9 protein-coding genes are annotated in these 13,194 nt (G+C 65.0%); 6 read left to right on the top strand and 3 right to left on the bottom strand.

Going from position 1 to position 13,194, the window contains the following annotated elements:
• The gene (locus ACSHT2_RS29720; protein ID WP_440638341.1) at positions 1-1,275 is read left to right on the top strand and encodes an aminotransferase class III-fold pyridoxal phosphate-dependent enzyme; all 1,275 of its coding nucleotides are present in this window, start codon (positions 1-3) and stop codon (positions 1,273-1,275) included.
• Positions 1,276-1,501: 226 nt separating this feature from the next.
• Here ACSHT2_RS29720 and ACSHT2_RS29715 read toward each other — a convergent pair whose 3' ends face one another.
• A complete protein-coding gene (locus ACSHT2_RS29715; protein ID WP_440638339.1) occupies positions 1,502-2,563 on the bottom strand; it encodes an isocitrate/isopropylmalate dehydrogenase family protein in 1,062 nt (353 codons plus the stop codon).
• A gap of 185 nt (positions 2,564-2,748) precedes the next feature.
• Between ACSHT2_RS29715 and ACSHT2_RS29710 the strand changes: the two genes are divergently transcribed.
• Entirely contained in the window at positions 2,749-4,137 is a 1,389-nt protein-coding gene (locus ACSHT2_RS29710) for an MFS transporter (protein ID WP_440638338.1), read from the top strand.
• A 37-nt stretch (positions 4,138-4,174) separates the two neighbouring features.
• Here ACSHT2_RS29710 and ACSHT2_RS29705 read toward each other — a convergent pair whose 3' ends face one another.
• Positions 4,175-6,367 carry a hypothetical protein gene (locus ACSHT2_RS29705; RefSeq protein WP_440638337.1) on the bottom strand — a complete coding sequence of 731 codons (2,193 nt, stop codon included), beginning with the start codon at positions 6,365-6,367 and terminating at the stop codon, positions 4,175-4,177.
• Between the two features lie 204 nt (positions 6,368-6,571).
• The gene (locus tag ACSHT2_RS29700; protein ID WP_440638336.1) at positions 6,572-8,191 is read right to left on the bottom strand and encodes a B12-binding domain-containing radical SAM protein; all 1,620 of its coding nucleotides are present in this window, start codon (positions 8,189-8,191) and stop codon (positions 6,572-6,574) included.
• Between the two features lie 341 nt (positions 8,192-8,532).
• Here ACSHT2_RS29700 and ACSHT2_RS29695 point away from each other — a divergent pair, with 341 nt between their 5' ends.
• The 4 genes from ACSHT2_RS29695 (at position 8,533) to soxX (ending at position 13,193) form a co-directional block, all read left to right on the top strand.
• The gene (locus tag ACSHT2_RS29695; protein ID WP_440638335.1) at positions 8,533-8,982 is read left to right on the top strand and encodes a (2Fe-2S)-binding protein; all 450 of its coding nucleotides are present in this window, start codon (positions 8,533-8,535) and stop codon (positions 8,980-8,982) included.
• An 11-nt stretch (positions 8,983-8,993) separates the two neighbouring features.
• The gene (locus ACSHT2_RS29690) at positions 8,994-11,180 is read left to right on the top strand and encodes a molybdopterin cofactor-binding domain-containing protein (protein WP_440638334.1); all 2,187 of its coding nucleotides are present in this window, start codon (positions 8,994-8,996) and stop codon (positions 11,178-11,180) included.
• 105 nt (positions 11,181-11,285) lie between these two features.
• The gene (locus tag ACSHT2_RS29685) at positions 11,286-12,557 is read left to right on the top strand and encodes an NAD(P)/FAD-dependent oxidoreductase (protein WP_440638332.1); all 1,272 of its coding nucleotides are present in this window, start codon (positions 11,286-11,288) and stop codon (positions 12,555-12,557) included.
• 192 nt (positions 12,558-12,749) lie between these two features.
• Positions 12,750-13,193: a sulfur oxidation c-type cytochrome SoxX gene (gene soxX / locus ACSHT2_RS29680; protein ID WP_440642960.1), complete on the top strand. Its 444-nt coding sequence runs from the start codon at positions 12,750-12,752 to the stop codon at positions 13,191-13,193.
• The last annotated feature ends 1 nt before the right edge of the window (position 13,194 follow it).

The raw sequence follows: 13,194 nt of genomic DNA, 5'->3' as shown, positions 1-13,194 counted from the left end.
ATGATGAGAAATTCGAAGGACTCCGAACTGCGCGAACGCGCACGGCAGGTGATCCCGAAGGGCATGTATGGTCACGAATCTGTCGCCCTTCTTTCAGAGGACTTTCCGCAGTTCTTCTCGCGAGCCGAGGGAGCCTATCTCTGGGACTGCGATCACAACCGTTACGTCGACTACATGTGTGCGTTCGGTCCCAATCTGCTCGGCTACCGGCACCGCGGCATCGAGGAAGCCGCACGGGCTCAGGCCGCGATGGGAGACACCATGACCGGTCCCTCCGAGGCCATGGTCGTGCTTGCGGAAGACCTCGTATCGATGATCGGGCATGCGGCCTGGGCCATGTTCTGCAAGAACGGAAGCGATGCGACCTCGATGGCGATGGTGACGGCACGGGCTTATCGGGATCGCCGCAAAATTCTCGTCGCGAAGGGCACCTATCACGGCGCCGCCCCCTGGAACACTCCCAACATGAAGGGCATCACGGCGGAGGACCGGGCCCACATCATCTATTTCAACTACAACGACCTCGACAGTGCGACGGAGGCGTTTCGCAAGGCCGCCGGCGACGTCGCCGGCGTCTTCGCGACGCCATTCCGTCATGAGACGTTCAACGACCAGTACGCGCCCTCGGCCGAATACGCGCTTGGACTGAGGAAGCTCTGCGATGATGCGGATGCGTTGCTGATCCTCGACGAGGTACGCACCGGCTTTCGCCTCTCGCGCGACTGCAGCTGGTCGGTGCACGGCGTTCAGCCCGATCTCAGCGCATGGGGCAAGGTGCTCGCCAACGGCTATCCGATCTCGGCCCTTCTCGGCTCGGAGAAGGCGCGCAGCGCAGCGTCCGGCATCTACGTCACGGGATCCTTCTGGTTCTCCGCCGTGCCGATGGCGGCGGCGATCGCGACCCTGCGGGAGATCCGGACAACCGATTATCTCGAACGGATCGTCGCCAATTCCACGCGGCTGCGCGCCGGGATCGCGGCGCAGGCCTCCGCGCACGGCATTGCGGTTCGCCAAACCGGACCGTCGCAGATGCCACAAATCCTGTTCGACGACGATCCGGACATGCGGAAGGGTTACTTCTGGGCCGGCTTTGCAGTTCGATCCGGGGCCTACCTTCACCCCTATCACAACATGTTCTTCAACGCCGCCCTGACGACGGACGACATCGACAACACGCTCGACATCACGGATAGAGCCTTCGCCGAACTGAAGCGGCGCCTGCCCTCCCTGCCCGCCCAATCGAACGAGCTCGTGCTGCAACGCCTCGGGCGGTGAAGGCGGGGGATGACTTCCGCCTGAGCCAAACGGGGGACGGTTGCAGCCGTGTCCTCTTGCGGCAAGCGCTGCCAGCGTTTTGCCCGACGGGTCAACTTGGTCGCAACAGCGACTGTCGCCGCAACGACGATTCGAAAAACCCTTGTCGATCAGGGACTCGCCTACTGTGCATGGGGTTGTTTTTCGACTTTTGTCTTGAGCCCGCAAAAAATGCACTCGGCGGCACTCACCCCGCCTGCAGGATCTCCGCGATCGCGGCCCCCGCCGCGATCGTCCCGAGCTTGCCGCCGACGTCGCGCGTGGCCCTGCCCTCGCCGATCGCCTTCGCCACCGCTGCCTCGATCGCGCGCGCAGCCTCCTCATAACGCACGGCGCCGCTGTTCTCGCCGTGCCAGGCCAGCAGCAAGGCCGACGACAGGATCAGCGACACCGGATTTGCGACGTCCTGCCCCGCAATGTCGGGCGCCGAGCCGTGCGCGGCCTGCGCCATCGCATAGCGGTCGCCGACATTGAGCGAGCCGCCGAGGCCCAGGCTGCCGGAGAGCTCCGCCGTGAGATCTGACAGGATGTCGCCGAACATGTTGGTCGCGACGATCACGTCGAAGCGGTCGGGGTTGCGCACCACATGCGCCATCATGGCATCGATGAGGATGTCGTCGACCTCGAGGCCGGGATAGGTCTTTGCCGCCGCGCGGCAGAGGTCGAGGAACATGCCGTCCCCGATCCTGAGCACATTGGCCTTGTGCACGACGGTCAGATGCTTGCGCCGCTTCATCGCCAGCCGGCAGGCGGCGTGCGCGATGCGCTCGCAGCACGCCCGCGTGATCCTTCGCAGCGAGATCACGACGTCAGGCGTGACCAGCATCTCGCCATTGCCCTGCTCCATGTTGCGGTCGGCGTAGAATCCTTCGGTGTTCTCGCGCACCACGACGAGGTCGAACTCGCCGAGGCGGCCGGGCCGCCCGGCATAGGTGCGCGCGGGCCTGACATTGGCGTAGAGATCGAGGCTCTTGCGGAAGTGCCGCGACGGATTGATCTCGCCATGCGCCTCGTCCTTGAAGTCGAAGGTCGCGGTCGGCCCCAGGATCAGGCCATCGGCGGCGCGGACGATGTCGAGCAGTTCGGGACGCACGGTGGTGCCTGATAGCTTCAGGCTCGCGTGACCGACCGCGTGCTCCTCCAGGCGCAGATTGAGCTGGAAGCGCTCCGACGCCGCCCGCAGCACGCCCGATGTCGCAGTCGTGATCTCCGGCCCGATGCCGTCACCGGGCAACACGACGATGTGCATGGCGCTCTCCTGAGATTGCAACAGCCGCCGCGATCATACGCCGGTGGATGGCATCAGCGCCCAACCTGCGCGCATACACAGCATGCGCGCTTGTACCTGTGGCAGGCAGCCCGGCCGTAGTACATGCCGGGAGACCCTAAAGTCCCGCCGCCGGAGCAACGCGCGAACGCAATGACAACCAGGCAATGACAATCACGTTACCTGCCGCCACGCGCGAGCCCGATCACACCATGTCCGATGGCCTGCCGGCCGGCCAGCGGCGCTGGGCCATCGTTGCGATCTTCACCGCGCTGGCAATGGCCTCGCTCGACACCGCGATCGCCAACATCGCCCTGCCCGCCATCGCCGCCGATCTGCATGTGAGCCCGGAGCAGTCGGTCTGGGTCGTCAACGTCTACCAGATCGCGCTGGTCGCGACGCTGCTGCCGCTCGGAGCGCTCGGCGAGATCGTCGGGCACCAGCGCATCTATCTCGGCGGCCTCATCCTGTTCACCATCGCCTCGCTGTTCTGCGCGGTGGCGTGGTCGCTGGACAGCCTGCTCGTCGCGCGCACCCTGCAAGGGCTCGGCGCGAGCGGGATCATGAGCGTCAACACGGCGCTGGTGCGCTTCGTCTATCCCGGCAAGATGCAGGGCCGGGGTTTCGGCCACAACGCGCTGGTGGTCGCGACCGCCTTTACTTTCGGGCCGTCCATTGCGTCGGCGATCCTGGCGGTCGGCCCGTGGCCCTGGCTGTTCGCCGTCAACATCCCGTTCGGCCTCGTCGCGATCGGCATCGGCTTTGCGATGCTGCCGAAGACCCCGCGCGCCGATCACGGCTTCGACTTTCTCGGCGCGATCCTCGCCGTCGCCTGCCTTGGCCTGTTCATCACCGGCATCGGCAGCGCCGCGCACAATTTGTCGCCGGTGGTCGTGGGCATCGAACTGGTCACCGCCCTCGCGCTCGGCTTCATCCTGACGCGCCGCCATGCCGACCATCCCGCGCCGATGCTGCCGATCGACCTGTTCAGCCGGCCGATGTTCGCGCTGTCGGCGGCGACCGCGGTGTGCTCCTTCGCCGTGCAGGGCCTCGCCTTCGTCTCACTGCCGTTCTACTTCGAGGACGTGCTCGGCCGCTCACAGGTCGAGACCGGTTTCTTCATGACGCCCTGGCCGCTGGTGGTCGGCATCATGGCGCCGATCGCGGGGCGCCTCTCCGACCGCTATGCCGTCGGCCTGCTCGGCGGCATCGGCCTCGTGCTGCTCGGCCTCGGCATGGCGCTGCTCGCCATGCTGCCGGCCAATCCTGCGATCCCCGACATCATCTGGCGCATGGTGATCTGCGGCATGGGGTTCGGCTTCTTCCAGGCGCCGAACATGAAGGCGGTGATGTCAAGCGCGCCACCGCACCGCAGCGGCAGCGCCTCGGGCATCGTCGCCACTGCGCGCCTGACAGGGCAGACGACCGGCGCGGCGCTCGCCGCAGCCTGCTTCGCGCTCGCGGGTCATGACGGTGCGACATTGGCGCTGGCGCTCGGCGCAGGCTTCGCCGCGCTCGGCAGCGTGATGAGCTTTTTGCGACTGGCAGTGAAGTAGACCGGACACTTTCGCGCGCTTCATCAGCAGCCGGCTGTCACGGAGCCTTGTCCGCGATCGGACGGCTCGCGACTGCCGCCGCATCGAGCGGCTCGCATTTGATCGTCCGCGTCAGCCTTGGCGGCCCTGTCCAACCCGCGGTCTCGCTCACGGGCACAAACGTGCTCCCTTCCGGCGCCAGGATGATCGGCTCCGACTTCAGGCAGAGATCGGGAAATGCGATGCCATGGCCGCCGGCTTGGGTGAATCGCCCGACCAGCATCTGGGAGGCCTGCATCCGCGTCGCCGGCGACGCCCGCATCGTACGCTCGGGATCGAACGCGCGGTAGCACGGCCAATCGGTGTGGTTCGGTGCGAACTCGTACACGACCTGGCACGCCGCTCCGGCCGATTTCACGAAGGGCATATTCGAAGGCGCCGCGGCATCGCGTTCGAAAACCAATGTCTGCAGCGTCAACGCTTCCGTCGTCGCGCCGGACGTGACGGGCTTGCCCGGTTGGACCGCAATTTCTCCGCGCGAGAACACCAGCTTGGTTCTGGGTCGCGCATCCCTGGTCTCCAGCACCAGCATGGGCCTCTCCGCCCAGGAGCGATCCAGGTCCACCTCGCCGTTGCCCATCATCAGCTGCACATTGGCGACGGAGGGCTTGTCCTTGGCGAAATCGATCATGCGAAGGTGCACGCTCGACTTCGCCGCCTCGAGGCTCAGGAAGCGCAGGTCGTCCACCTTGCGCGTGATCGGCATCATCGGATCGAAGCGATCGTCGATGTTGAACCGGACGATCTTCTTCAGCTTGGCCGGGAGAGGCCCTCTTGCGGCGAGCGGCGGTGCAACGTCGATCACAAGCAGGGCGCCTTCGGGCGAAAAGGTATTGCCAAAGGCGCGCTGCCAGGCGGCGGTCAGCAGCGAGTCCGTCTGCTGGGCGATGTCCCGCGCGAAATAGATCTGCTGCCCGGGACGAACCAGCGGAAAGTTCTGAAATGCGCCGAGCGCCGCGCCCTTGCGGACCTCCGTTTCGGGGAAGGTGACGCATTTGGACTGGTCGTCATGGTCGGTCTCCTCGACCTTCCGGGACGCAGAGCGCGAACAGAAGCTCAGATGGTGCTCTGTCGCTTTCTGTGGGCTGGCCGAGATCGCATAGAGATCCGAACTTCCGGGTACTTCCATCGGAAGCGGAGAGGTCGCGAACATGTCGACTTCCACGCGGGTCAGCGATGGGCCCGCATCGACCGAGCAGAGATCCCGGGTCGGCAAGGTATTGGTGAGGAGTCGCGCCGCATCGGCGCTGACGACACAGGATATGCTGTTCTCCGAGTTGTTCCGGCTCATCCAGATCAGATGGTTCTTGCCCGCTCCATCGACCAATAGATGCGGCGCCGCGTGCCGCCGGCGTGGCGGCAACCAGACCGGCATGGTTTCGGTCAGCATGGGCACGCGCCTGAGCAGCACGTCCGGCAACCGCGTCACCCCGACCGAGCGCAGTTCGGCGCTGACGGCGTTGGGATCGGTGGTCCACTCGAGAACGGGAACCGTCGCGCAGGTGATGCAGGTCACGGCCAGATTGGACCGAAGGTTCTCGAACATGAGAATGACCTGATCGGGGTCACCGGCGTATTTGGCCGGTGCGATCGCCTTGAATGGATGATCGACCACGCGGCTGACCTGAAACCCGTTCGACCGCGACGGATCCGAGTCGAATTCGAAATAGGTCGATCGGTCCCAGCCGCGATAGGCGTCGTATCCTCCGAGACTCACGCCGGCCAGAACCATCTTGGAATCGGTCTGACAGCGCGCCGCGCTGCTCTCCTGACTGCTGTTTCGTATGTAGACGCACAGCCGAAAAGCCGCGTTTTGCAGAATGCGGTCGCAATCGTTCTGGTTATAGCCGTAGGTCGCAAGGCCGTGGCGATAGCACAGGTCGTGAAAGACGCAGGCCTGCCTGAAGCGCTGCAGGACGAGATGGCGCTTCTGGTTGGAATCCGTCCCGCCGTCGAACAATATGTTGGCCCAGGGCGGCAGGCTGCAGTTCAAGCCCTCGCCGCTGCCACCGATGGTACTGACGACGTCCGGCCCCGATTGAAAGGCGGTGACCGTGGCGGGCATCTCGCCGTCGGTGATGTCGTCGACGTTCTTGTAAATGGAATCGGCGATGAAGGAAGGCAGATACACGAAGGCCAGAACCGCCACGGCAATCAATGCAATCGACCAGCGGATCACCTTCCTGAACATGGCTCAACCCCGTTAAAGCCAATCCGGCAATGACGCAGCGGCGCACCGAAATCATGGCAGGCCCGGTGTCGTCCTGATGACGATCAGCTTGAGGTTGTTCGGCTGTCAAGCCGGGATCTCACACATGACAGCCACTTTGATTGCCGGAAGGACAGCCCGGCGGCGCATCGAAGCGCCCGGCGGTCCCCATCGGCTCTCCGGATGTCAGGCCAGATGTCGAACCTCGGTCGCGTCCGCAGCCACGACGGGATTGTGCATGTGCTCGTCGAGTGCGGCCAGGCGCTCATCGATGGCCGCGATCACCTTGCGCGAGAACGGTCCGAGATGCGCGTAGGCCGCGATCATCTGCACGGCGATGCGCGCGGACGACGTATCGCGCTTGGCGCAATTCATGAAGGTTTGCCAGAGCGGCCCGCGTGCCTCGGGAAGGGCGGTGACCACCTTGTGCACCGTCTCCATCGCCCCGAGCCTGGCGCGGATATCTCCTTCGGCGAGTTCGGGGCGCTGCCTGGATCGGTCGAGCAGCGTCATCAGGCGGTCGATGCGTCCCGCATAGGCCGCCGGGCTGTAGATGTGCTCCAGCACCCGCTTGTAGTCCATCAGGATGTCGCGCAACGGGCGGGCCGGATCGAAGTTGATGCCGGCCGTGCACTGATCGGCGCCGATGGTCGGCGCCACATCGTGGCCCGGATGCAGCCGGCCTTCGCGCTCCAACCGGCGCGTGAGCTGCGTGTTCGGCAAGGCATAGAGCAGGCCGACCATGGCGACGGGAATCCCCGCCTCCTCGATGAAATCGATCATGGCATCCGCCATCGAGACCTTCTCATTGTCGAAGCCGACGATGAAGCCCGCGGTGACGAGCATGCCGGCGGCGTAGATCTTGTGGATGCTTTCCGCAATGTTGCGCCGCGTGTTCTGTTTCTTCCGCATCGCGACCAGCGTTGCCGGATCCGGGCTTTCGATGCCGACGAAGATGCCGAAGAAATTGGCCGCTCCCATCAGCTCCAGCAGCTCCGGATCGTCGGCGAGGTTGACCGAGGCTTCCGTCGAAAATTCGAAGGGATAGCCGTGCGTACGCTGCCATTCTGCGAGCTTCGGCAGGAATTGCCGCAGCGACTTCTTGTTGCCGATGAAATTGTCGTCGACGAAGTCGAGATGGCCGCGGTAGCCCATCCGGTAGAGCGTCTCGAGCTCGACGAACATCTGCTCGATCGTCTTGGTTCGCGGCACGCGCCCGTAGAGCTCGATGATGTCGCAGAATTCGCAGGTGAACGGACAGCCGCGCGAATACTGCACACCGAGATAGAGATAGTCCTCGAACTTGAGCAGGTCGAAACGCGGCACCGGCGTCTTGGTGACGTCGGCCTGGAATTTCGGCGCGGTGAAGACGCCGGACCGCGCGCCGCTCTCCCACGCCGCGATGAATTCGTCGATGACGCTCTCGGCCTCGCCGAGCACCCGGAAGTCGGCGCGCTCATAGATGTGGGGGCTCGAGGTGGGATCGGGACCGCCGACGACCACCGGCTTGCCAGCGGCGCGGCAGAGCTCGATCAGGCGCAGCGTGTCGGCCTGCTGCGGCATCATTCCGCCGGTGAACACGACGTCGGCCCAGGCGAGATCCTCCTCGCCGAAGGACGCCGTATTGCAATCGACCAGCCGGACCGTCCAGCTCTCGGGCAACATCGCGGCAACGGTGATCAGGCCCAAGGGGGCGGCAGGGCGCTTGACGCCCATCACTTTGCAGGATTCGCCAAAGCTCCAGAAGGACTCTGCCGAGAACAGCGGGTAGAGCATGAGCACGTTGCAGGGACTCGGCACGTTCATGGAACTCCTTTTGTGTCGGCTCAGTGTACCAAAGCGCCGGCGTCTTGCATCCCGGCAAAAAGGACAAACTGTCGCCGCTGCGCAGGGCGCGATCGGGCCTGGAACCGGCCTTCACGGCCGGACGTCGCGTAAAGCCGCGGATTGGCGCCCATGGAACAGACGTCAACCCGAATCGACTGGCGAAGGGATGAGCCAAAACAGCGCTCCGGTCCATACTCTCGCGCGGCCGAGCAATGCATCCCAGTTAGCCCTCGGAGTGTTGATTTGAACAGTTCCAATTTGCCGGACAGATTGCGCCCCCTGAGTTCAATCGGTGGATTGTGTCAATCAGGGGACTTGCGATGGCAAACCTTACGATCAACGGAAAAACTTTCACTCTCGATGTCGAGCCGGATACGCCGCTGCTCTGGGCGATCCGCGAGAATGCCGGCCTGACCGGCACCAAATACGGCTGCGGCATTGCACAATGCGGCGCCTGCACGGTTCATATGGACGGCGTGGCGATGCGCTCCTGCGGGATCTCGGTCAGCGAGGCCGAGGGCAAGAAGATCACCACGATCGAGGGGCTCGCCTCGGGCGATGCGCTGCACAAGGTGCAGGACGCCTGGATTGCCCAGGACGTGCCGCAATGCGGCTATTGCCAGAGCGGCATGATCATGGCGGTGGCGGCGCTGCTGAACGAGAAGCCGAAGCCGACCGACGCCGACATCGACGAGGCCATCACCAACATCTGCCGCTGCGGCACCTTCCAGCAGGTGCGCGAGGCGATCCACACGATCGCAAGCGCGTAAGGAGCCGCCCCATGAACAAGCACGTCTCTCTCAAGATGAACCGTCGTGCCTTCGTCATCGGCAGCGCTGCTGTCGGCGCTGGCCTCGCAATCGGCCTCGACATTCCCTTCGGTGGCCCCGCCGTGGTGCGCGCCGCCGACGGCTCGCCCGAGATCGGCGCCTGGGTCGTGGTCAGGCCCGACGACACCGTGGTGATCCGCATCGCCCGTTCCGAGATGGGCCAGGGGTCGCTGACCGGTCTCGCCCAACTCGTCGCCGAGGAGCTCGAATGCGACTGGACCAAGGTCACGACCGAATATCCGACCCCGGGCCAGAGTGTCGCGCGCAAGCGCGTCTGGGGTGATTTTTCCACCGGCGGCAGCCGCGGCATCCGCTCTTCGCAGGACTATGTCCGCAAGGGCGGCGCCACCGCGCGCGTGATGCTGATCCAGGCCGCCGCCGATGCCTGGAAAGTGCCGGCCTCCGAATGCACGGCCGCAAACAGCGTCATCACCCATACGCTCTCGGGCCGGACCACGACCTACGGCAAGGTCGCCGAGGCCGCAGCCAAGCTGACGCCTCCGGCGGACGTCAAGTTGAAGGATCCGAAGGACTGGAAGCTGATCGGCAAGGGCGTGAGGCGGCTCGACACCGTCGACAAGACCACCGGCGCCATGATCTACGGCGCCGACATCAAGCTGCCGGGCATGCTGAATGCCGCGATCAAGGACTGCCCGGTGTTCGGCGGCAAGCTCAAGAGTTTTGACGAAGCCAAGATCGCCGGCTTGAAGGGCGTCAAGAAGGTGGTCAAGGTCGGCGATACCGCGGTCGCCGTCGTCGCCGATACCTGGTGGCACGCCAAGACCGCGCTGGAAGCGCTGCCGATCGTCTGGGACGAGGGCGACAACGCGAAGGTCTCCAGCGCGTCGATTGCGAAGTGGCTGGCCCAGGGACTCGACGACGCGCAGCCGGCCTATGTCGGCAACAAGAACGGCGATGCCAAGGCCGCGATCGCCAGCGCCGCGAAAAAGGTCGAGGCCGTCTACAGCTATCCCTACCAGAACCACGCCACGATGGAGCCGATGAACGCCACCGCGCTCTACACGGCGGACAAATGCGAGGTCTGGTGCGGCACGCAGAATGGCGAGGCGGCCTTTGCTGCCGTGCTGGAGGCTTCCGGCCTGCCGGCCGAGAAGTGCGATGTGCACAAGGTGATGCCAGGCGGCGGCTTCGGCCGGCGCGGCCAAACCGACTATGTCCGCCAGGCGGTCATGATCGCCAAGCAGATGCCGGGCACGCCGATCAAGCTGTTGTGGTCGCGCGAAGAGGACATGGCGCAGGGCAGGTATCACCCGATCACCCAGTGCAAGATGACCGGCGCGTTCGACGCCGACAACAATCTGATCGCGCTGCACTATCGCCTGTCCGGCCAGTCGATCCTGTTCTCGCTTCGCCCCGAAGCGCTGCAGAACGGCATGGATCCCGTCGCGTTCCAGGGCGTCGCCCAGTCCGGAGACGCCGCGTTCGGCTATTCGGTGCCGAACCTGCTGATCGAGCATGCGATGCGCAACCCGCACGTTCCGCCGGGCTTCTGGCGCGGCGTCAACGTCAATCACAATGCGATCTACATGGAATGCTTCATGGACGAGCTGGCCCAGGCCGCAGGCCAGGACCCGCTCGAATTCCGCCGCAAGCTGATGGGCCATCACCCCAAGCACCTCGCGGTGCTCAATGCCGTGGCCGAGAAGATCGGCTGGGACACGCCGGCGCCGCAGGGCGTCTATCGCGGCATCGCGCAGGTCATGGGCTACGGCAGCTATGTCGCCGGCGCCGCGGAAATCTCGGTGACCGACGGCAGCAAGATCAAGGTGCATCGCATCGTCGCCTCCACCGATCCCGGCTACATCGTCAATCCGGCGCAGGTGGAGCGGCAGATCGCGGGCTCTTTCGTCTATGGCCTCTCCGCGCTGTTCTATGGCGGCTGCACCGTCAAGGACGGCAAGATCGAGCAGACCAACTTCGACACCTACAACTCGATGCGCATCAACGAGATGCCGAAGGTGGAATCGGTGATGGTGCCGAGCGGCGGATTCTGGGGCGGGGTCGGCGAGCCGACCATCGGCGTCGCGGCGCCGGCGGTGCTCAATGCGTACTTCGCCGCGACCGGCAAGCGCATCCGTTCGGTGCCGCTGCGCGACCAGAACATCACCTTCGCGTAAAGCATGATCCGGAAAAGTGCGAAGCGGTTTTCCGAAAAAGATCATGCTCAAACAACGACTCGCGGCGGCCACGGCGGCCGCCGCAGCATTTTCCGGACAAGCCTCATGAATGCGCCGGTGACGCGGCGGAATGCCATATTCGGCATCGCCGTCGCGGTCACATCGCTCGCCGCACCTTCGATCCTGCGCGCGCAATCGGCGGGCCGCGTCGTCGTGGTCGGCGGCGGCTTTGGCGGCGCAGCTTGCGCCCGGGCGCTCAAGCGTGCCGACGCGACATTGAAGGTCACCCTGATCGAGCCGAACGAGACCTACATCTCCTGCCCCTTCAGCAACGAGGTGATCGCGGGCCTGCGCGAGATCGAGGCGCAGCAGTTCGGCTACGACAGGCTCGCCGCAGCCGGCATCACCGTCGTCGCCCAGGCTGCGACGGCCATCGACAGGCAAAAGCGTAGTGTGACCACGGGCGATGGCACCGCGCTTGGCTATGACCGGCTCGTGCTCTCGCCCGGCATCGACTTCCATCTCGATGCCCTGCCCGGCTACGACGAGGCCGCGTCGGAGACGATGCCGCACGCCTGGAAGGCCGGCGCGCAAACGCTTCTGCTGCGCAGGCAATTGGAGGCGATGGCGGACGGCGGCATGGTCGCCATTGCCATCCCGGCCAATCCCTCTCGTTGCCCGCCCGCGCCTTACGAGCGCGCAGGGCTGATTGCGCATTACCTGAAGACGAAGAAGCCGCGCTCGAAGGTTCTGATCCTCGATGCCAAGGACACTTTCTCCCAGCAGCGGCTGTTCGAGAAGGCGTGGAAGGAGCTCTACGGCGACATGATCGAACGCATCGCATTGTCGCAAGGCGGCCGCGTGACCTCAATCGATGCCGCGACCAAGACCATCGTCACCGAATTCGGCAACTACACCCCTGATGTCGCCAACGTCATCCCACCGCAACGCGCCGGCCGCATTGCCGGGATTGCGGGCGCTGCGGATGCGACCGGCTGGTGCCCGATCGATCCTGTCACGTTCGAGTCGAAACTTGTCCCGAACATCCACGTCATTGGCGACGCCTGCCTTGGCGGCGGCATTCCGAAATCGGCCGCCGCTGCAAGCGCACAGGCCAAGGCCTGCGCCGCTGCGATCGTTAGCCTGCTCGCCGGCCGCACGCCCGAAGCGCCGCGGTTGACAGGCGTCTGCTACAGTACCGTCGCGCCCGGCTACGGCTTCTCGCTCGCCGGCAACTACCAGCCCAGGGGCGACATCTTCGCCGAGGTCGAGGGCGGCGCGACCAGCCCGGTCGATGCGCCGCGCGAGCTGCGCGCCCGCGAGGCGGCTGAAGCCGAGCGCTGGTTTCAGACCATCACGGCGGACACCTTTGGCTAGGGCAAGATGAGAGCAGGCTGTCACCACGAACAAGGTGCGCCCCCTCCCCCGCCTGCGGGGGAGGGTTGGGGAGAGGGTGTCTCCACCCGCGAGAACCCCCAAGAGGAAAGAACCCTCACCCTCGCCTTCGGCTCGACCTCTCCCGCAAGCGGGAGAGGTAAGTGGAATGCGCGGCTCGATCCCTCGTCTCATATTCAGTCGCTTATCGCTGCGGTGGTCACGCTAAGCCTTGCACTCTCTGTCAGCGCGAGAGCCGAAGAACTCTTGCCCTACACAATCGTCGACGACCGCATTCCAGCCTCGCTCACAGGCTCCCCCGGCGATGCCGCGCGCGGCCGCGCTCTGGTGCTGGCGCGCACGACGACCTGCATCCTCTGCCATTCCGGCCCATTCCCGGAAACGCGGTTCCAGGGTGACCTCGCGCCTGATCTCACCGGCGCCGGGAACCGGTGGTCGGTGAGCCAGTTGCGGCTTCGACTGGTCGATGCCTCGCGCTTCAACCCGGAGACCATCATGCCGTCCTATTATCGCACCGACGGCCTCGTCCGCGTCGGACGCAGTTTCACCGGCAAGCCGATATTGTCGGCTGCGGAGATCGAGGACATCGTGGCCTTTCTTGCAACGCTTCGGGACTAGG

It is taken from the genome of Bradyrhizobium sp. PUT101, assembly GCF_052043945.1.
In the GTDB taxonomy this organism is placed as follows: Bacteria; Pseudomonadota; Alphaproteobacteria; order Rhizobiales; family Xanthobacteraceae; genus Bradyrhizobium.
The sequence above is the reverse complement of the archived record's forward strand: the minus strand, read 5'-3'. Positions and strand labels throughout refer to the sequence as shown.